Origin of the sequence: Lacicoccus qingdaonensis, from assembly GCF_900101075.1 — a bacterium.
Classification (GTDB): domain Bacteria; phylum Bacillota; class Bacilli; order Staphylococcales; family Salinicoccaceae; genus Lacicoccus; species Lacicoccus qingdaonensis.
Map to the genome: position 1 here is coordinate 24,385 of NZ_FNFY01000008.1, position 19,683 is coordinate 44,067.

Annotated in this window: 17 protein-coding genes; 6 read left to right on the forward strand and 11 right to left on the reverse strand. The window is 45.6% G+C overall.

What is annotated here, in order from left to right; all coding sequences use genetic code 11:
* Nucleotides 1–19 precede the first annotated feature (19 nt).
* From BLR15_RS06250 to spxA, 3 genes are all read right to left on the reverse strand, one after another.
* Nucleotides 20–982 (reverse strand): competence protein CoiA, encoded by a 963-nt coding sequence (locus BLR15_RS06250; protein ID WP_092985763.1) that lies wholly within the window; start codon nt 980–982, stop codon nt 20–22.
* Between the two features lie 67 nt (nt 983–1,049).
* Nucleotides 1,050–1,709 (reverse strand): adaptor protein MecA, encoded by a 660-nt coding sequence (gene mecA, locus BLR15_RS06255; RefSeq protein WP_052256929.1) that lies wholly within the window; start codon nt 1,707–1,709, stop codon nt 1,050–1,052.
* A 202-nt stretch (nt 1,710–1,911) separates the two neighbouring features.
* Nucleotides 1,912–2,310, reverse strand: coding sequence for a transcriptional regulator SpxA (spxA, locus tag BLR15_RS06260; protein ID WP_092985765.1), 399 nt, complete (start codon nt 2,308–2,310; stop codon nt 1,912–1,914).
* 301 nt (nt 2,311–2,611) lie between these two features.
* Between spxA and trpS the strand changes: the two genes are divergently transcribed.
* On the forward strand, nt 2,612–3,610 hold the full coding sequence (gene trpS / locus BLR15_RS06265; protein WP_052256931.1) for a tryptophan--tRNA ligase: 999 nt from the start codon (nt 2,612–2,614) through the stop codon (nt 3,608–3,610).
* Nucleotides 3,611–4,115: 505 nt separating this feature from the next.
* On the opposite strand, the gene BLR15_RS06270 is transcribed toward trpS, so the two are convergent.
* The 8 genes from BLR15_RS06270 to BLR15_RS06305 form a co-directional block, all read right to left on the reverse strand.
* The gene (locus tag BLR15_RS06270) at nt 4,116–5,063 is read right to left on the reverse strand and encodes an IS30 family transposase (RefSeq protein WP_092985767.1); all 948 of its coding nucleotides are present in this window, start codon (nt 5,061–5,063) and stop codon (nt 4,116–4,118) included.
* 157 nt (nt 5,064–5,220) lie between these two features.
* Nucleotides 5,221–6,462: a beta-ketoacyl-ACP synthase II gene (gene fabF, locus BLR15_RS06275; protein ID WP_092985769.1), complete on the reverse strand. Its 1,242-nt coding sequence runs from the start codon at nt 6,460–6,462 to the stop codon at nt 5,221–5,223.
* Complete coding sequence (locus BLR15_RS06280) at nt 6,455–7,420, reverse strand: beta-ketoacyl-ACP synthase III (protein WP_092985771.1); 966 nt, start codon at nt 7,418–7,420, stop codon at nt 6,455–6,457. The genes fabF and BLR15_RS06280 overlap by 8 nt, the downstream gene beginning before the upstream one ends.
* A 108-nt stretch (nt 7,421–7,528) precedes the next feature.
* Entirely contained in the window at nt 7,529–9,397 is a 1,869-nt protein-coding gene (locus BLR15_RS06285; RefSeq protein ID WP_092985773.1) for an oligopeptide ABC transporter substrate-binding protein, read from the reverse strand.
* Between the two features lie 488 nt (nt 9,398–9,885).
* Nucleotides 9,886–10,797, reverse strand: a complete 912-nt coding sequence (locus BLR15_RS06290) for an ABC transporter permease (RefSeq protein ID WP_052257080.1) — start codon at nt 10,795–10,797, stop codon at nt 9,886–9,888.
* A gap of 218 nt (nt 10,798–11,015) precedes the next feature.
* A complete protein-coding gene (locus tag BLR15_RS06295; protein WP_092985775.1) occupies nt 11,016–11,978 on the reverse strand; it encodes an ABC transporter permease in 963 nt (320 codons plus the stop codon).
* Between the two features lie 6 nt (nt 11,979–11,984).
* Entirely contained in the window at nt 11,985–12,920 is a 936-nt protein-coding gene (locus tag BLR15_RS06300) for an ATP-binding cassette domain-containing protein (protein WP_092985777.1), read from the reverse strand.
* Entirely contained in the window at nt 12,913–13,974 is a 1,062-nt protein-coding gene (locus BLR15_RS06305; RefSeq protein WP_092985779.1) for an ABC transporter ATP-binding protein, read from the reverse strand. The genes BLR15_RS06300 and BLR15_RS06305 overlap by 8 nt, the downstream gene beginning before the upstream one ends.
* Before the next feature lie 487 nt (nt 13,975–14,461).
* Between BLR15_RS06305 and BLR15_RS06310 the strand changes: the two genes are divergently transcribed.
* The 5 genes from BLR15_RS06310 to BLR15_RS06330 all read left to right on the forward strand — a co-directional run bounded on the left by BLR15_RS06310 (nt 14,462) and on the right by BLR15_RS06330 (nt 19,471).
* A complete protein-coding gene (locus tag BLR15_RS06310; protein ID WP_052256938.1) occupies nt 14,462–14,647 on the forward strand; it encodes a DUF2929 family protein in 186 nt (61 codons plus the stop codon).
* 81 nt (nt 14,648–14,728) lie between these two features.
* Nucleotides 14,729–15,265 (forward strand): glycerol-3-phosphate responsive antiterminator, encoded by a 537-nt coding sequence (locus BLR15_RS06315; protein ID WP_092985782.1) that lies wholly within the window; start codon nt 14,729–14,731, stop codon nt 15,263–15,265.
* Nucleotides 15,266–15,413: 148 nt separating this feature from the next.
* On the forward strand, nt 15,414–16,232 hold the full coding sequence (locus BLR15_RS06320; RefSeq protein ID WP_092985784.1) for an MIP/aquaporin family protein: 819 nt from the start codon (nt 15,414–15,416) through the stop codon (nt 16,230–16,232).
* Nucleotides 16,233–16,250: 18 nt separating this feature from the next.
* Complete coding sequence (gene glpK / locus BLR15_RS06325) at nt 16,251–17,765, forward strand: glycerol kinase GlpK (protein WP_052256941.1); 1,515 nt, start codon at nt 16,251–16,253, stop codon at nt 17,763–17,765.
* A gap of 44 nt (nt 17,766–17,809) precedes the next feature.
* Nucleotides 17,810–19,471 carry a glycerol-3-phosphate dehydrogenase/oxidase gene (locus tag BLR15_RS06330; RefSeq protein WP_092985786.1) on the forward strand — a complete coding sequence of 554 codons (1,662 nt, stop codon included), beginning with the start codon at nt 17,810–17,812 and terminating at the stop codon, nt 19,469–19,471.
* Nucleotides 19,472–19,683 lie beyond the last annotated feature (212 nt).

Here is a 19,683-nt window from a genome sequence, read left to right on the forward strand (position 1 = left end):
AAATTTCAAGTTCCGGACGTTATTGTGAACTGTATAACATAATGTATTCTTTGATCAGCATGGCCGAAAGTGTCTGTATGTCCGGGCAGCCAAACATCGTTCTCGGCTTTAACATCTGTTCAAATTCTGTTTTGTTAAACGTGCCCTGTTCAAGGTGGAAATAGATGAAGAGTTTCCACTCGAGCGGTGAGTTCATCAAATACCGGTCATTCGGTGTGCTGTACGTCAAATACTCAGGCAGTGTATCTATCGACAGGCCCGTCTGATATAAAAAAGTCAGCGTCTTGTTCTGGACCGTCCGCTGACTTTTCTCCCGCCGGATGATCGTTTCCACTTCATGGCGGGAAAGTTTTTGATTGGTGATGGGTAGTTGCTCCTGACCGTCTGTGATGAGGCCTTCCGGAGTGACCTTCTCTTTTTTGTACTTGAAGCGGCCGCAGCCCATGTGGTTGCCGATATGAAATACAGTGATGCCATGACGCTTTAAATCCATCGTGTAGATTTTATGATCGCACTGCGTCGACAGCTGAAAATGCGTCGGATACATATAATGGGCGTCGTATTTGAGGGCTGCGGTATCGAGGAGCCAGATTGTATCAATGCCGAGTGACGCATACCCTTTCGTCCGCCGGACAATCAGCGCCGGCGAGATTTGAGAAAGTTGAATCTCGAGCGCACGGTTTTTATTGACCAGAAGGTCTGCGATCTGTTCAATTTCCTGTAAATAAAATTCCATGGCCGTCTGATGGTGCGGTGTGAGCGCGTGATACAGCACGCTTTTTAATTCCAGATGTTCGGCCGACTCGCGTTTGTACAAATACTTGATACAGTCGATAATGTGGAGATGTGAAAAGTGCGGCGCCTTGATGCTGCCCCGCTTCAGCGTGAGCCGTGCGCTGCAGACGGGACAGAAGTATTCTTTCCCTTTTACGGCGTTTTCTGCAGTGATGTGCGTCCCCTGATGATCCATTGCGATTATCAAAATAAAAACCCCCTTTTATATATATGCCGAAAAAGGGGGTTTTTGATTTATTTTATTGTTAAATAAATTATTTTTCTTGGAAAAATCTTCTTACTTGACGACGGACGTTGTGGCTCATGATAATTTGACCATACTCCTCAATCAATGCCGGTGCGACGTCTGACGGACTGCTATACTCGGTTAAAGAAGCCTCTATGCCTTCAATTTCGACTTTTGACAGACGATTGTCGAAAATAACCTGGTAATAGTATTCATCATTGTAGACATGCAACAGGTCCTCATATACCGTTTCATCCTGATCGACCTGGTGGGCATATTCAATCAGAGTTTCAAAATCATCAAATTTGACCAATGCAAACTGCTCCGCAACCTTTGATTTCCTGTTGCTGTCAGATTCATCGATGGCATTGTCCAGGAATGACTCTATATCATTGTTATTGACGTTCATATTTGATTGATCCATTGAATAATCTTCCTCACCATTTTGAGATTTAGAAACGACGACCTCGATACCGCGGTCATATGCATGCACCTGAATCCATAATGGACCTTCCATGCCAAAGCCTTCACCGTGTTCCACATTGACTTCATCCATGACCGACCAGAAGAATTCTTCACCGCGTTTTCTGTTCATCCACAGCTCATCTCTGTCAAAGCCGCGCTTTTCAATATCCGCATAAGTCATAAAGAATTTTATCGTGGACTCATTAACACGTTCTATCCTCATTGATTTCACTTCCTCTCACAAGAGAATTCTTACTTATAGTATACCTTCATTTACAATAATAAAACAAATACATTGATTTTGTTTTATAAAGTATACTGAAAAAGCCTGTAGATTTCAACAAATCTACAGGCTTTTCATTTAGTATATATCAGTTTATATAAGGGGGGGGGATAAAACTGAATCTTATTTTTTAGCGGATGATTTACATTTCAGCAAGTCTTTTAGCTTCCAGAAGGTGGAAGTTTCTAACTTTACGAGGTAAGAAACGACGGATCTCATCTTCGTTGTAGCCGACCTGTAAACGTTTTTCATCCATGATTATCGGTCTTCTCAAAAGACCTGGATTTTCCATGATTAATGTGTATAATTTTTTCATAGGTAATGAATCAATATCCACATTCAACTTTTGGAAAGTTTTTGAACGCGTTGAAATTATTTCATCTGTACCATCTTCTGTCATTCTTAAAATAGCTTTAACTTCTTCTAATGTTAATGGTTCAGAGAATATATTTCTTTCAGTATACGGAATTTCATTTTCTTGTAACCACGCTTTAGCTTTTCGGCAAGACGTGCAACTTGGAGAAGTAAACAATGTTACCATATAAATCACACTCCAATACTCAATTAGATTTGTAATATTAGTATACCCCATGTGGGACAAAATGTAACCATCCTTAAGAATGATTATGTTCTCTAACTAACTTACAATTCATATTATAACGGTCCAACATTAAAATAAAATGAGAAAACGTTAATAAAACACAAAAATTTTGAAATATTATATTTCTGTCACATTTGGTTTTATTCTAATTTAAAGCCGGCTGTATTGCAGTTATGCGCGAATTTTATTATCATTATATTATTAAGACTAAAATCGACAGTCAAAAGGGAAGGTAACTAAAATGAAGACATTATTTTCAGGTGTACAGCCAAGCGGTATCCCGACAATCGGAAATTACCTGGGCGCATATAAGCAATTCACTGAACTTCAGGAGCAGTATGACTCTTATTTCTGCATCGTCGACCAGCATGCAATCACAGTGCCTCAGGACAGATTGAAATTGAGGGACAACACGAAAACTCTGGCAGCCATCTACCTCGCGTCCGGACTCGATCCGGATAAGATCACTTTATTCGTCCAGAGTGAAGTTGCCGCACATGCAAAGGCAAGCTGGATGCTGCAGTGCGTGAGCTATATCGGGGAGCTCGAGCGTATGACGCAGTATAAGGATAAGGCGCAAAAGCAGAGTTCAAAGGACGGCATCAACGTCGGACTGCTTACATACCCCACTTTAATGGCAGCGGATATTCTATTGTACGGTGCAAGCGTTGTGCCGGTCGGTGACGACCAGGATCAGCACCTGGAACTGACACGCAATATTGCGGAGCGGTTCAACAACAGATATAACGATATATTCACAGTGCCGGAAGTGAAACATCCTGAAGTCGGCGGGCGCATCATGAGCCTGAACGAACCGAACCGAAAGATGAGTAAGAGTGATGATAATACAAAGTCATACATCTCACTGCTTGATCATCCGAAAACGGCTGCGAAGAAAATCCGCAGTGCGGTGACGGACTCAGGTTCCGAGATTGTATTTGATAAGGAGAATAAGCCGGGCATTTCAAATCTGCTGACGATTTACAGCGGACTGACAGATCAGAGCATCAAAGATCTCGAGGCTGAATATGCAGGCAGGAGCTACGGTGAATTCAAAGTTGCGCTCGGTGAAGTCGTTGAATCATTCCTGGTAGAATTCCAGGGGCGTGTGAATGAATACGTCGAGAGCGGACGTATCGATGATATTCTCGATGAAGGCCAAAAGCGCGCGAGCCGTAAAGCTGATAAGATGGTCGAAAAAATGGAGCGCGCGATGGGACTCGGCCGTAAGAGAAAATAATAGCGGCTGATGCGTCTCTACTATAGTATGTATATATATGTGAATAAAGAGCCGTACACTTTGAGTGGTGTGCGGTTCTTTTTTGTTGGTTGGGGAATTTTGTGGTTATCGCGTCGTCCCGGGGAGTGGGATGAACCAATAGACGTGTAGCGGACCGTCCCGACGAGCGGGATGGACCAATAGACGTGTAACAGACCGTCCCGACGAGCGGGATGAACCAATAGACGGTTAACGGACCGTCCCGACAAGCGGGATGGACCAATAGACGGTTAACAGACCGTCCCGACGAGCGGGATGAGCCAATAGACGGTTAACGGACCGTCCCGGGAAGCGGGATGAGCCAATAGACGGTTAACGGACTGTCCCGGGAAGCGGGATGAACTATTAGAATCAGATTCAGTCACTACCGGCTGAACCGACTCCCCGCCTAGCCGATACGATGGACGAGTTCAATTCGTGACAACTTCACACCGGCTACAAGCTCTTTATTCCATAAGACGGTTTGTCAATTTAAGTGCAACAGTTCTTCCTGAAACGCTTCGTGTGTTGTTTTCCACCCCAAACATTTTCTGGGTCTCTGATTAATCAGGAAAAGGGCTTGGCGGACGGCTTCACCTGATATCAATGCAAGGTCTGTGCGCTTGGGAAAGAATTCCCGGAGCAGTCCATTGGCATTTTCATTACTGCCCCGTTGCCACGATGCATAGGGGTCAGCAAAATATACCGAAATTCCCAGTGTCTGTTCCAGTGTTTGATAACATGCGAATTCCTTTCCCCGGTCGACGGTCGCCGTCCGGAATGCCCCGGCCGGCAATTGGCGATGGAGCGCACTTACCGCCTGTTCCATAGAGGCGGCGGAACGGTCTTTCATTTTCAGAGCGACATACCACCGTGTTTTCCGTTCGACGAAAGTGGCGAGACACCCTTTACTTTTGCCCCGGCTGGAAACGACCGTATCCAGTTCCCAATGACCAAACGTTTTCCGTTTTTTGACGCCTTTCGGGCGCTTACGAATGGAGGTGCCGATATTGAATCGGCCCCGTGTCTCTTTGGGTTTCTGACGTTTGCCTTTGTGTCGCAGACACCGGGTGTCTGTTTCAGGTAACAGCCCCTGGTAGAGCCACCGGTAGATGGTCTTGAAACTAAGCTTACCTTCAAAGCGCCGGCCAATGATCTGTTCCGGCGACCAGGTGGACGCCAGTTTTTCGGACAGGATCATCGCCAATTCCGGCGACCATTTGCCGATACGACCGCAGTGTGTTCTGCGTTTCTGATAGGCGGTTTCCGCTTTTTCAGCTTCGTATTGATGCGCAGTGGCATTCCGTTTGATTTCGCGGGAGACCGTGGATACGTTTCGGTGGATATGCCGGGCGATGGCCCGCATGGACAGGCCAGCAGACCAGAGCGTTTCTATGCGTGCCCGTTCGAATGTGGTAAGATGTTGATAGCTCATGACAGTACCTCCGTGTAGGTGTTAGGTGTGGTTATCTACATTCTACACGAAACTGTCATGGGTGTTTTTTTATCCTTTTATTTCAGGTGTTGCACTTAATATTACAATTCGTCATAAAAAAACCTCTTCCCGGAATTCGGGAAGAGGTTCGAATTAATTATTGTTCATATTTCTTAAATAACAGTGATGCGTTGTGTCCGCCGAAGCCGAGGCTGTTGCTCATTGCGTATTTGGTGTCGGTTTCGACCATGCCGTCCGGGACGTAGTTGAGATCACATTCCGGATCCGGGTTTGTCAGATTGATTGTCGGATGGACTTTACCATTCTGCAGGCTCAGGGAAGCGATGATCGCTTCGACTGCGCCGGTTGCTCCGAGCAGGTGGCCTGTCATGGATTTAGTCGAGTTTACGAGCAGGTTCGGTGCGTGTGTTCCGAACACGGTCTTCAGTGCCAATGTTTCATACAGGTCATTATAACCGGTACTCGTACCGTGTGCGTTGATGTAGCCGACTTCTTCCGGCTTAACTTCCGCATCTTTCAATGCTTCGGCCATTGCGCGTGCACCGCCTTCGCCGTTTTCAGCCGGAGCCGTAATGTGGTAGGCATCGCCTGTCATGCCGTAGCCGACGATTTCTGCATAGATGTGTGCACCGCGTGCCACAGCGTGCTCCAATTCTTCGACGACAACAATGCCTGCGCCTTCTCCCATGACGAACCCGTTACGGTCTTTTGAATAAGGTACAGATGCATAGTCTGGATCCTCCGAAGTGGAAAGTGCTCTGTTCGCCTGAAATCCTGCAACACCCATTTCCGTAATCGGCGCTTCGGTACCGCCCGCGATCATTGCGTCCGCCTGGCCGCGTTCAATAATTTTAAATGCGTCACCGATTGAGTTTGTACCTGTCGCACATGCTGTGACCGTCGCGCCGTTCGGTCCTTTGGCACCGTGGCGGATGGACACCTGTCCTGCTGCCATATCAGGAATCATCATCGGTACGAAAAACGGGCTCACACGGCGTGGTCCTTTTTCATACAATACTTTGAAGCCGTTCTGAAGCGCCTGGATACCGCCGATTCCTGAACCGATCCACACGCCTACACGTGTGTCATTATTTTCATCGATTACAAGCCCGGAGTCTTTAACCGCCTCATCAGAAGCAACGACCGCATACTGTGTGAAGCGGTCCATTCTTCTTGATTCTTTTTTTTCTAAATAATCTTCAACATTGAAGTTTTTCAATTCACCAGCAACATGGATATTGAACTCACTGTTATCGAATCTTGAGATCTTATCAATACCGTTTACACCTTCCAGTGCATTTTCCCATGTTTCTTTTGCTGTATTTCCGATTGGTGTCAGCGCACCAATCCCCGTAATTACGACTCTTCGCTTAGTCATGTTTCTCCTCCTTATTCTTACCCCAAGTTAAGCAAATTGCCCCCCAAGTCAGGCCGCCGCCAAAGCCGACCAACACAAGGTTATCTCCTGCCTTTATCTTACCATTTTTCAGCTCGTGATGAATACTGAGAGGTATGGAGGCAGCAGAAGTATTGCCATATTTATCTATTGTACAGCTCATTTTGTCTTTTGGCATGTTCATCCGCTCGCGTGCCGCATCCATGATGCGGATGTTTGCCTGATGCGGTACGAGCATATCGATATCATCTGCTTCGAAACCTGCTTTTTCAGTGACGTTCACACTGGATTCGCCCATCTGGCGTACTGCGAACTTGAATACTTCACGGCCGTTCATTTGAAGCTTACCGGTTTCCGCATCGTCGTATAGATGGGGCGCACCGCTGCCTTTACTGCCGAGCTCAAACGACTTGATGCCGAAGCCCTCGTCCACTTCACCGATGACAGCAGCACCCGCGCCGTCCCCGAATAGGACTGCAGTCGAGCGGTCTGTAAAATCAGTAATTTTGGACAGCTTGTCCACACCGACAATCAGCACATTTTTATAAGTGCCTGCCTCGATGAACTGGCTTGCTGTAACCATACTGTAAATAAAACCGGTACATGCTGCGAGCTGGTCCATTGATGGTACGTTTCTGAGGCCGAGTCTATCCTGTACAAGATTGGCAACGGAAGGGAAACGGTGATCGCCTGTGGAAGTCGCCACGATGACCAGATCTATATCTTCTTTTGCAACGCCTGAGTTTTCGATTGCCTCGCTTGCTGCAAGCACCGCCATATCAGAAGTGTCCATATCGTCTTCAGCGAACCGACGTTCTTTTATTCCTGTCATTTCTGTAATCCATTCATCTGATGTATCCAGTATTTTTTCGAAATCAAAATTAGTGAATACTTTATCGGGCACATAAATACCTAAGCCCAATACGCCTACATTTTTCATTTGACCACACCTTATAATCTCATATTATAACTTGGTACTAATTTAACATAGAATACATCTTTCCACAAATAAAAAAGCACCCACATCAGTGGGTGCCGTAATTTGATATTACTCAGAGAAACCAACCTGGTAAAGTTGTGCTTCTTCATTAAATCCGTATTCTTCGCTCCAGTTTACAACATTTTCATTTACCGGTGTTACATATGCACGGTAAAGAGTCGGTGCAACCGGAATATCTTCGACCATCAGTTCCTGCCACTCGTGATAGATTTCTGTACGAGTATCAGTATCAAGTGCTTCCTCAGAGTTACCTCTTTGAATCAGCTCAGTGCTTTCTTCCGTTTCATAACGCGGGTAGTTGAATGGTGCCGAAGGACCGTATAGTCCACCCGGGTCAACATCCGTACCTACACCCCAGGCACCCTGATAGATGTCGATGCTCTCGTCGTCGTTTTCAACCATATCATAGAATGTGTTGAATTCGATCAGACGGCCGTCTGTTTTAACAACGTTAAGACCGACTTCTCTCCATGACTGGATGTAGTAGTTTGTAAGCGGCTCAGCAACATCGCCGCCGCTCATTGAAGCCATTTGGATTTCAAGCGGCTCGCCGTCCGGTGTTTCACGGAATCCGTCGCCGTCTGTATCTTCATATCCTGCTTCGTCAAGAATACTTTCTGCCTGTTCAGGATCATACTCCGGAACTTCTAAATCATCTTTGTGGAATGCTGCGTGGTAAGGTGTAATCAATGATGTCGCATTCCAGCGAAGTCCGTTGTAGAACTGTTCGCCTACTGCATCGTTGTCCATTGCATGCCACATGGCACGACGTAATTCAACGTCACCCATTTTCATTTCGTCAGGTGTGTAGTTTACCGCACCAGCACCATCGTTTGCTTCTGCATCCCAGTTACCCAGCTTAAAGCCGATGTAAGTGTAAGCTGCATCAAGCTGCGCAAGCCATTCGACGCCTTCCATATCCGCAACATCCGGATACTGGTCAGTCGGGAAACTCATCGCTACATCAATGTTGCCTGATTCCATTGCGTTCGCAATTGATGAAGTCGGTGTGACTTCAACAGTGATGCCGTCAAGCTGTGGTTCGCCTCTCCAGTAATCTTCATATTTAGTCAGAACAATCGCCTCACCCGGTGTAATTGATTCTACCTGGTATGGCCCGATTCCGATCGGATTTTCACGCGTTTGTTCTGCAGTTGTCATATCTGCAACTTCGACACCTTCATAGTGATGTTCCGGAAATGCATAGAACCAGAAACCACCGTTAGTCAGTGAAGGTGCAAGTTCTGTATAAGTAAATACTGCTGTCTGCTCATCGATAATTTCGATACCTGAGATTTCATCCGCTTCACCGGCCTGATATTCACTGTAACCTTCGATTAAAGTGAATCCGTCCGTCGTACCGCGGACGCCGTCGTAGTCAGGATGTCCGATCACTTCATAGGATGCGACATAGTCGGAAATCTTGAGCGGCTCACCGTCATGCCATGTCACGCCATCCTGTACAGTAAATGTAACAGTATTGTCTTCCTCGTTCATTTCATATGTGATTGCACCATCATTCGTTGCAATCTGGTTTTCGTCGAATGTGAACACTGATTCACCAAAGAAGCTCATCATGTCAGCATCCGGAGCACCCTGGTAGAATGCCCAGTTCAAAGTACCTTCAAAAGGTGTATCTGAACCGTAACCTACTGTCAGTTCGCCTTCCCCTGTCGGTTCTGCATCATTGGAAACTATTTGTGGAAAGTCTTCATAGTTGTATACTTCGCCGCCGTCAGCAGCATCATCACCAGATTCAGCATCTCCGCCGTCTCCGGAACCTTCTTCTGTTTCTCCATCCGAGCCTTCTTCAGATGATCCCTCTTCTGAAGAGTCGCCGTTACCGCAGGCAGCAAGTGCCAATACGAAAATCAGCATGGTAAAAAACATCAATCTTGACCACGAAAATTTCGTCATCATTTTTCCTCCCCTATTATAGAAAAATAAACTGTATATATACTAAAGTTCAGTCCCCTGAAACTCAGTACCAAAAATTGGATAAGTATTTCATTTTATTAAAAATATAATGAAACCCCTTTAAAATAATATTATCACAATTATCTGAAAAGACAATGTGTAATTCATTATTTTTATCATATATGGAAATTTATACTATTATGTATAGTGTCATGTATGTTAATTATAGACACATGAAAATTAATCAGCATCCTGATTTTTCGTATAATTTTATATTTGTAATTTAATTCTGATACTTTCAGACTCCTTGAACATTTAGTGAATGCAGTTTGTCCTTCTATTATAAATTGTTAGATTTTGTATGTAAAGCGCTTTCACGATATTTAACAAATTTATTGTAAAAATTCCACAATTCCTGGATTCTTCAGCATTTTCACGTTTGTTCATAAAAAAACAGCAGCCGTTGAAGCCGCTGTTTATAAATGATATTAAGCCTGTCTTTGTCTTGCGTCACCTGCACGTCTCAGTGCTTCACCGATATTACGTACACATAACATCAATACAAGAATCATCAGTGCAGCAGGCAGCCATACCCACCATCTGTTCTGAAGGGTCTGTGTCTGTGTCGCATATGAAAGCAGTGTCCCAAGGGACGGATAGTCCTCCGGGAAGCCGAAACCGAGGAAGGACAGCCCTGATTCTATACCGATGTTGGCAGCGAGTGACAATGTACCGTTTACAATAATGATCCCGACAAGGTTCGGCATCAATTGTGAAAATATGACCTTCAAGTTTGAAGTCCCCAATGTTTTTGATGCATTAATGTAATCAAGCTCTGTTTCCTGCAATGCAAGCGAACGTATCAATCTTGCCGTACCCATCCACAGGAACGCCGCCATGATCGCACTGAATGTCCAAATATCATAAGATGGCACAATCGTAACGAAAACAATAACAATCATCAGGAATGGCAGTACAAGGAAGAAGTCGACAACACGCATTAACGCGTTATCAATCTGTCCGCCGAAGTAGCCTGAAATCAAACCGTAAACGATACCGAAGCCGACACTCATCAATGTAACCAGAAAGCCGATTGCGAGTGAGTTACGAGTACCGATGATCAGCTGCCCGAATATATCACGTCCGCCGTAGTCCGTACCCAGACGGAATTCTTCATTCGGCGGTTCGTGGATTGCAAACAGATCAACGAATACAATCTCTGCCTGATCGAGGAACATCGTCAGACCAAATACGTAAGCTGTAATCGATGCAAATATGATCAATGAGAATAAAGCCAGCTTATCCGCTATCAGTTCCTGCACAAGCACTTTCCAGCCCGGTGTACTTTTCGGCAGATTTTTATAATCCAGTCCGCCATGGTCACCTGCACCCGGCGGCATGTCGGAATTCATGTGTGTCGACATTTCAGATGAGCCGTGAAGCCTTTCATCTCCTCTGTTTCCGTAAGGATCCCGACCGTCCGAATCGCGGGAAGTACTCTGTTCGTCACTTGCCCTCCGATTCTGACTTTCGATTTCTTCTCGAGATGCATCAGTCGTCTCTTCATTTGTTTCATTGTTAATATCTTTATCTTTCTGACTCATTTTACATCCCTCCCTTACTTGATTCGAATCCTTGGATCCACGATACTCAGAATAATGTCAGATAACAGCGCACCGACAATAGTCAGAAATCCGTAGAATAATATTAATACGTTGGCTACACTGAAGTCTCTTGTCTGTATGGACTCAAGGAACAGTGCGCCCATGCCCGGATACGCATACACCCACTCGATGAATATGGAACCCCCGAGAAGGCCGACCAGTTCATATCCGAAGAAAGCAGCAATCGGTATGATCGCATTTCTGAATATATGTTTAAGGTAAAGTGAGACCTGCTTGACCCCTTTGGCACGTGCAAGCATGACGTAGTCTTTCTGCTGCGCTTCGATGACACCGCTTCTCAAATACTGTACGGTGCCGACCAGCCCGATGAGTGCGATTGAGAAACTCGGCAGTATCAGGTGGTTTATTTTACTTAAAATATAATCGACCGATCCCGGTTCCAGTCCGGCACCGACACTTCCATTCGTCGGGAAAACACCGAAGTGATAACCGAAAATCCATAACACTACAAGGCCGAACACGAATGTCGGTGTCGCAAAGCCCAGGTAAGTATAGCCTGTAATCACTGAATCAAGCAGTGAATCTTTATAACGGCCGGAAATCAAACCTAAAGGAATACCAATGACATAGATGATTATAACTGAGAATACTGACAGCCAGATTGTGTTCATCAACCGGCTTCCAATAACATCCATTACCGGTCTCTGGTGGAATATCGACTGACCGAAGTCCCCCTGGAACATGGCAACGACCCAGTCTCTGTACTGTATGTACCATGGATTGTTAAGTCCTAATGCTTCACGTCTTGCTTCTATCGCTTCAGCTGGTATCGATGGATCAATCAGTCCGGACAATGCATCCCCCGGCATTAGAGACCCCATAAAAAATACCAGCACACTGAGCAGCACGAGCTGCGGAAAAGTAATAAGTAACCTTCTTATCGTAAATTTAATCATCGATCATCAACCTTTCACCGGTAGCGCAACTTTATGCGTATCGGAAATTGCCTGGAGCGGAAAAGCCCGGCCTTCGTCGTCCAAGTACTCTGCAAAATGCTGGTCGTACTCTTCTTTGATCTGTTGACGCAGCTTCAGATTACTTTCCACTTTTTCAACATTCGTATCCGGTATCGCCGCAATCAGCCGCTTCGTATATATATGCTGCGGATTGTTGAATATTTCTTCGGCAGTGCCTTCTTCAACCAGACGTCCGTGATACATGATGCCGATATGCTTGCACATATGGCGCACAACCCCAAGGTCGTGTGCGATGAACAGCATCGTCAGATCCATGTCCTGCTGGATTTCCTGCATGAAGTTCAATACCTGCGCCTGAACGGATACATCCAGTGCGGAAACCGGCTCATCTGCGATGATCAGCTTCGGATTCAGTGCGATTGCGCGAGCGACCCCTATACGCTGGCGCTGACCGCCTGAGAATTCGTGCGGGAACTTATATAATGAACCCGGCGGCAAACCGACTCTTTCAAGTAATTTGAGCACTTCTTCTATCAGTTCGTTTTTTGAATGACTCTCATAATTTTTCAATGGTTCCGCAACGATGTCAAATACTCGTTTACGTACGTTCAATGAAGAATACGGGTCCTGGAATATCATCTGGATATCCCGGTTGACGCCCACTTTCTTCCCTTTACCACTCAGTTTTTCCCCTCGGAAAAAAATCTCTCCCTCAGTGATGTCATTCAGCCCCATCACTGCTTTTCCGGTTGTCGTCTTGCCGGAGCCGGACTCCCCTACAAGTCCGTATGTCGTGCCTTTCGGAATTGAAATATTCACTCCGTCAACCGCCTTAACATGGTCTTTCACCGTATTAAAGAAGCCCCCTTTGATCGGAAAATGAATTTTCAAATCCTTGATTTCTAAAAATTCGTTACTCATTGCTCACCGACGCCCCCTTCTTACCATCCATCTGTCCCGCTTCAACTCGCCTCTCCATATCTTTCTGATCAATGGAATTATCCAGATAAAAGTTTTTATAACACGTACACCTCACCTGGTGTCCCGGTGCAATTTCCCGGAGTTCAGGCTTATGCTCATGCGCTTCCGGCCCGATCCATGGGATTCTGGGTGCGAATCTGCAGCCGTCCCGGTCCATCTTATTGAGTGCCGGTACGACGCCTTGTATGACGTGCAGTTTTCCGCCAAGCAGCTCCTCTGACGGCAGCGAGTTTAATAATGACCGTGTATACGGGTGCTGTGGATTGGTAAACAGTTCCTTTACAGGCGCCATTTCCACAATCTGCCCCGCATACATCACCGCCACCCTGTCGGCCATCTCGGCCACAACGCCCAGGTCATGTGTAATCAATAAAACCCCGGAACCGAGGTCATCCTGCAACTCACGGATCAGATCGAGTATTTGTGCCTGAATCGTCACGTCAAGTGCCGTTGTCGGCTCATCGGCGATGAGCAGCTTCGGCCGGTTTGCGATGGCGATTGCAATTACCACACGCTGGCGCATCCCTCCGGACAATTCATGCGGATAGGCATTGGCCACACGTTCAGGACGCGGAATGCCTACTCTGTCAAGCAGTTCTATAGTATATGCTTCACGCTCGCTTTTTCTTTTTGTATTATGGATTGTCAGTGTTTCCAAAATCTGGTGCTTGATTTTCATCAACGGGTTGAGTGCCGTCATCGGATCCTGGAATATCATCGCGATGTTTCCGCCTCTGATTTTATTCATCTTGCGTTCATTATTTTTAAGCAGGTCCTGTTCCTGGAATAAAACTTCTCCGGATACTCTTGCGTGGCTATGTAACCCCATCAGTGAAAATGCCGTCGCACTTTTACCCGAACCGGATTCCCCGACCAGTGCAAGCACTTCATTTTCCCGGATTCGCATATTTACATCATCAACAGCTGGAAAATATTCACCATCAATTTTGAATGAAGTCGTTAAATTATTGACCTCCAAAAGATGTTTAGCCATTAACCATCACCCATCTCTCCTTCAATTATTATTAAGCCCCTGTTATATTTAAAGTGTCGAAACATTCTAACAATTATACCACTTTTTAAAAAATGTCTTTAAACTATTCTTCATATGCTTTTTGTTTTTCACAATCTCTCATTATCTTTGTGATTTTAGAATTGAGAGACTTTTTAAATAATATCACATCTTAGTCACATTGTAATTATTCAATCTTGAATTTTCAATAGTAACTTCAACATTTTGGCATAATACGGGTTAACGGATTTAAATATACACCATTGAATATTTATTTTCAATGACATATTTGTAATGAATGCTTGTTATATGAAAGCGATTACATAGGAACCCTTTACTGGTAATGGTTTCACAAAGACTTTGTGAAAAAAATATTTAATGAATACTTTTATTGCCATGTACCTATACTTTTTATCTTATTTGTATTATTATATAGAGTAGTTAAATATGTTTAGGAGTTGTCGCTGCCATGAAATATATCGTTACATTCGTTTGGGCATTAATGCTGTCGCAAATGGTCAACTTTATATTGAACAGTCTTGCCGGCGGTGGACCGTACAGTTTTATGAGCGGTATACTGCTCGCAGTATTGATCACCCTGACTGTTTTCGTTTTGGATATCATGATGAAAGATCCTGACGAAGCTGCCGAATAAAAAGCAGCAAACGTTCTCCCCACTGCTGAATTTCAGCGGATGGGGTTTTTATTTATCATTAAAAGATAATCGAGGTTAAACATGACAAATATTTTACCTGCAATACGTTCATTGAAAGATTTTGAAAAATTGATTGGGAGTCCTTATAAGAAGGTTGTTTTATTGGATATCCACATCGGCAACCTTGCGAGTCATATGAAAGAGATGCGTGACCATGGTTTCCAGGTGTATATCCATCTGGATCTGATCAAGGGGCTTGCCATTAATAATGAAGCGCTTGAATATATTCATCAGAAGTTCAAGCCGTACGGCATTATTACGACCCGTGGGAAGTTGATCAACAAAGCAAAGTCGATGAAACTTAAAACGATTCTTCGTGTCTTTCTGATTGATTCGTCGTCTGTAGAGAAGAGTATAGATATGATCAATCAGACCAGTCCCGACTACATTGAGTTACTGCCGGGAATCGTGCCGAAGATGATTCATTTTTATACACATACCCAAAATGTTGATGTCATTGCAGGCGGACTGATTGAAACGCAACAGGAAGTCAATCAGGCGATCGAGGCAGGTGCCAATTTCGTCACCACATCAAAAAAAGATTTATGGTTCGATTGAATTAAAATTTGACTTTTCAAAAACGAGAGGTTATATTTTAAACAAGTTAATAGCGATGGAGAATCAGAGTCCGCATTTATAGTATTCCTACTATAACTGTGGACTTTTTTAATACCTATTAACAAAATTACAAAGGGGGAAATAAGTTATGAATGCTTATATTGCAGAATTCGTAGGTACCGCCATACTCATACTGTTTGGTACCGGCGTTGTCGCAAACGTCAATTTGAAGGGGTCGCTTGCCCAGGGGGCCGGCTGGGTCGTCATCGCTTTCGGCTGGGGGTTCGCTGTAACATTCGGCGTCTACGCCGTCGGCCAGTTTTCAGACGCCCACATCAATCCGGCAGTGACACTCGGCTTTGCATTTGCCGGAGAATTTCCATGGGTTGATGTTGTTCCGTACATCATCGCACAGGTTTTAGGTGCCATGGTCGGTGCGTTACTCGTGTGGCTGCACTTCATGCCGCACTTTAAAGCGGAGGAAGATGCAGGCACCAAGCTCGGTGTTTATGCAACGGGCGCTGTCTATCCGAACTATGTCGCCAACTTCGCGAGTGAGATGATCGGTACGTTCATACTGGTAATGGGACTTTTATTTATCGGAGCAAATGAATTTACTGAAGGTCTTAATCCATTGATTGTCGGCTTCCTGATTACCGCGATCGGCCTGTCACTCGGCGGAACGACCGGCTATGCGATCAATCCGGCGCGTGACTTCGGCCCGAGACTCGCGCACTTTTTGATGCCGATTCCCGGCAAGGGCGGTTCGAACTGGAAATACTCACCTGTACCTATTTTAGGGCCGCTTTCAGGGGGCGCTCTGGGTGCTGCAGTCTACAACACCGTCTTCTTGAGTGCACCGGATGTCTACCTGGTTGCAGCGATCATCTTCGTGATTGCCGTGCTCGTTTTCGGGGTATTCTTAAACAAGGCGATTTTAAAAGAAGAAACATCCAAATTAATGTAATCCAAGGGGGATTTGAAAATGGAAAAGTATATTATGTCAATTGATCAGGGTACGACAAGTTCAAGAGCGATTCTTTTCAATAAACAATCAGAAGTGGTAGCAACAAGTCAAAAGGAATTCAAACAGTACTTCCCGCAGTCCGGCTGGGTCGAGCACAATGCGAATGAAATCTGGAGCTCGGTCCTCGCATGCGTTGCCGGAGTATTGTCCGAAAATAATATCAAGGCTTCACAGGTGGAAGCGATCGGTATTACGAATCAGAGGGAAACGGCGGTTGTCTGGGATAAAAATACCGGTAAACCGGTTTATAACGCGATTGTCTGGCAGTCACGCCAAACGGCAGAAATATGCGAGGAACTGAAAAGCCAGGATCTGGAACCGAAATTCAAAGAACGTACAGGACTTCTGCTCGATCCTTATTTTTCAGGAACAAAAGTAAAATGGATTCTTGATAATGTGGAAGGGGCGCGTGAAAAAGCGGAAAACGGCGATCTTTTATTCGGTACAATAGATACATGGCTGATCTGGCGCTTTACAGAGGGCAATGTCCATGTAACGGATTATACGAACGCGAGCCGTACGTTAATGTACAACATCCATGATCTGGAGTGGGATTCTGAACTGCTGGAACATCTGACAGTGCCAGAATCCATGCTGCCTGAAGTCAAATCTTCAAGTGAAGTTTACGGCGAAACGACAAAAGCGCACTTCTTCGGTATCAACGTACCGATCGCAGGCATCGCGGGTGACCAGCAGGCGGCCCTTTTCGGCCAGCTGTGCCTTGATAAAGGGGATACGAAAAATACTTACGGTACTGGTTGTTTCCTGTTGATGAACACGGGTACAGAAGCGATGAAGAGTGAAAATGGACTGCTGACAACGATTGCATACGGCCTCGACGGGAAAGTGCACTATGCACTGGAAGGTTCGATTTTCGTTGCCGGAAGTGCCATCCAGTGGCTGAGAGACGGCTTGAGAATGTTCAGCGACTCCTCACAGACAGAAGAGTATGCCAAACGTGTGGATGATACAGAAGGTGTGTACGTCGTGCCTGCGTTTACCGGTCTCGGTGCCCCTTACTGGGATTCAGAAGCACGCGGTGCGGTATTCGGACTGTCACGCGGTACTGAAAAAGAACACTTTGTCCGTGCAACACTCGAGTCCCTCGCCTACCAGACGAAAGATGTTCTGGATGCGATGCAGAAGGATGCGGGTACAAATCTTGATATGCTGAGAGTGGACGGCGGCGCTGCAGAAAATGATTTTCTGATGCAGTTCCAGTCCGATCTATTGAGAACGCGCGTTGAACGTCCGGAAGTGCTTGAAACGACGGCACTCGGTTCAGCCTATCTTGCAGGTCTCGCTTCAGGTTTCTGGTCTTCTGTCGATGAGATCGAACAGGTTACTGACACAGATTCCGTGTTTGAGCCTGAAATGGAGCAGGAGAAAATTGATGAGTTATATGAAGGCTGGCAGTCTGCAGTCAGTGCGACACAGTCCTTCAAGCCGAAGCATGTCAAAGAAGAAGAATAAGTTTATTCATATAGAAATACCAATCATTTAGGAGGATTTGCAACATGTTAAATATGTTAACCAGAAAAGATCAACTTGAGCATATGGAAAAAGTCGATTATGATGTCGTGGTGATTGGTGGTGGGATAACCGGTGCAGGTGTTGCACTGGACGCAGCAAAACGGGGTATGAAAGTCGCTTTGGTGGAGATGCAGGACTTTGCAGCAGGTACATCGAGCCGCAGTACGAAACTTGTTCACGGCGGTCTGCGCTATTTGAAGCAGATGCAGATCGGTGTGGTCAGATCCACGGGTATCGAACGTGCAGTCGTTTACGAAAACGGACCGCATGTCACGACACCTGAATGGATGCTGCTGCCTTTTCATAAAGGCGGTTCGTACGGCGAGACGATGACGAGCATCGGGCTGAAAGTCTATGATGCACTCGCAAGAGTCAAAAAAGGTGAACGCCGTCAGATGCTTTCTGTCGACGACGTTATAAATAAAGAACCTCTCGTCAAGCAGGATGGCCTGCTCGGCGGCGGTTACTACGTCGAGTACAAAACAGATGATGCAAGGCTCACGATCGAAGTGATGAAAAAAGCCGTTGAATTTGGTGCAGACCCCGTCAATTACATGAAATCAACTGGTTTCGTATATGACAAAGGGCAAGTCGTCGGCATTCGTGCACAGGATGAACTCGGTGGCCGTGAATATCAAATTTTAGGCCGCCGGGTAATAAACGCCGCCGGCCCATGGGTCGACGAAGTGCGGGAAGAAGACCCTGCTTCTAAAGATATCAAGAAGCATATCGTCTTATCAAAAGGCGTTCATATCGTCTTCGATAAGAGTGATTTCCCACTCGGGCAGGCCATTTATTTCGATACGAAAGATGATGGCAGAATGATGTTCGCCATTCCTAGAAACGGTAAAACATATGTCGGGACAACGGATACATTTTATGATGAAAATATCGCAAAACCGATTGCAACGCAGGAAGACCGGGATTATCTGCTGAAGAATGTGAACTATATGTTCCCTGATTTGAATTTAGCTGATGGTGATATCGAATCCAGCTGGGCAGGCATCCGTCCATTGATTCAGCAGCCGGGCAAAGGCCCTTCTGAATTATCCAGAAAAGATGAAATCTGGGTGGCTGACAGCAAGCTGATCAATATTGCGGGCGGTAAACTCACAGGGTACCGTCATATGGCTGAAGATATCGTGAACCGTGTGGCGAAAGAACTGAAGAAGGAATACGGTCTGAAGTTCAAAGATTGTGATACGGAAAACCAGGTCATTTCCGGCGGCGATGTCGGCGGCAGTAATCACTTCGAGGCATTCATCGAAGCAGAAGCTTCGAAAGCGGAGTCTTTCGGACTGACGAAAGAAGAAGGCCGTACGGTTGCCGGCAAGTACGGCAGCAACGCAGATGAGATATTTAAGCTCGCCAGTGCAGTTGATTCGGATAATGAATACAACCTGCCGCCTGTCGAGTATGCCAAAGTGATCTACAGCATCCAGAATGAAATGACCGCCAAGCCGACAGACTACTTCGTCCGCCGTACAGGCGATCTTTATTTCGACGTCAGTCTGGTTGAGAAATATCAGGACGGCGTCGTCGCTCTCATGCAGAACACACTCGGCTGGAGCGATGAAACCAAATATCAGATGGTGGAAGAACTGGAGCTTGCGCTCAAGAATGCGCTCGGCGAATTTGTAAAATAGATTTTTAGGTTGGATCCCCTGTCAGGTGATGGCAGGGGATTTTTTTATGGTTGGTTTGAGGGGAGTTACGGAGCTCAAGAACGTGTGTTAAATGGATTTTAACAGGTACTCGTCACGCCCGCGAGTGCCTGCAGAACTTTTAACAGGTACTCGTCACACCCGCGAATGCCTGCAAAACCCCAAAAACATAAAGATGCCCCGGAAGTTGAGGT

What these genes read in the sequence shown, in the direction of transcription:
- mecA (WP_052256929.1), bottom strand. Translation starts at nt 1,709, where the DNA reads ATGAGGATAGAACGTGTTAATGAGTCCACGATAAAATTCTTTATGACT.
- spxA (WP_092985765.1), bottom strand. Translation starts at nt 2,310, where the DNA reads ATGGTAACATTGTTTACTTCTCCAAGTTGCACGTCTTGCCGAAAAGCT.
- trpS (WP_052256931.1), top strand. Translation starts at nt 2,612, where the DNA reads ATGAAGACATTATTTTCAGGTGTACAGCCAAGCGGTATCCCGACAATC.
- BLR15_RS06270 (WP_092985767.1), bottom strand. Translation starts at nt 5,063, where the DNA reads ATGAGCTATCAACATCTTACCACATTCGAACGGGCACGCATAGAAACG.
- fabF (WP_092985769.1), bottom strand. Translation starts at nt 6,462, where the DNA reads ATGACTAAGCGAAGAGTCGTAATTACGGGGATTGGTGCGCTGACACCA.
- BLR15_RS06280 (WP_092985771.1), bottom strand. Translation starts at nt 7,420, where the DNA reads ATGAAAAATGTAGGCGTATTGGGCTTAGGTATTTATGTGCCCGATAAA.
- BLR15_RS06285 (WP_092985773.1), bottom strand. Translation starts at nt 9,397, where the DNA reads ATGACGAAATTTTCGTGGTCAAGATTGATGTTTTTTACCATGCTGATT.
- BLR15_RS06290 (WP_052257080.1), bottom strand. Translation starts at nt 10,797, where the DNA reads ATGCCGCCGGGTGCAGGTGACCATGGCGGACTGGATTATAAAAATCTG.
- BLR15_RS06295 (WP_092985775.1), bottom strand. Translation starts at nt 11,978, where the DNA reads ATGATTAAATTTACGATAAGAAGGTTACTTATTACTTTTCCGCAGCTC.
- BLR15_RS06300 (WP_092985777.1), bottom strand. Translation starts at nt 12,920, where the DNA reads ATGAGTAACGAATTTTTAGAAATCAAGGATTTGAAAATTCATTTTCCG.
- BLR15_RS06305 (WP_092985779.1), bottom strand. Translation starts at nt 13,974, where the DNA reads ATGGCTAAACATCTTTTGGAGGTCAATAATTTAACGACTTCATTCAAA.
- BLR15_RS06310 (WP_052256938.1), top strand. Translation starts at nt 14,462, where the DNA reads ATGAAATATATCGTTACATTCGTTTGGGCATTAATGCTGTCGCAAATG.
- BLR15_RS06315 (WP_092985782.1), top strand. Translation starts at nt 14,729, where the DNA reads ATGACAAATATTTTACCTGCAATACGTTCATTGAAAGATTTTGAAAAA.
- BLR15_RS06320 (WP_092985784.1), top strand. Translation starts at nt 15,414, where the DNA reads ATGAATGCTTATATTGCAGAATTCGTAGGTACCGCCATACTCATACTG.
- glpK (WP_052256941.1), top strand. Translation starts at nt 16,251, where the DNA reads ATGGAAAAGTATATTATGTCAATTGATCAGGGTACGACAAGTTCAAGA.
- BLR15_RS06330 (WP_092985786.1), top strand. Translation starts at nt 17,810, where the DNA reads ATGTTAAATATGTTAACCAGAAAAGATCAACTTGAGCATATGGAAAAA.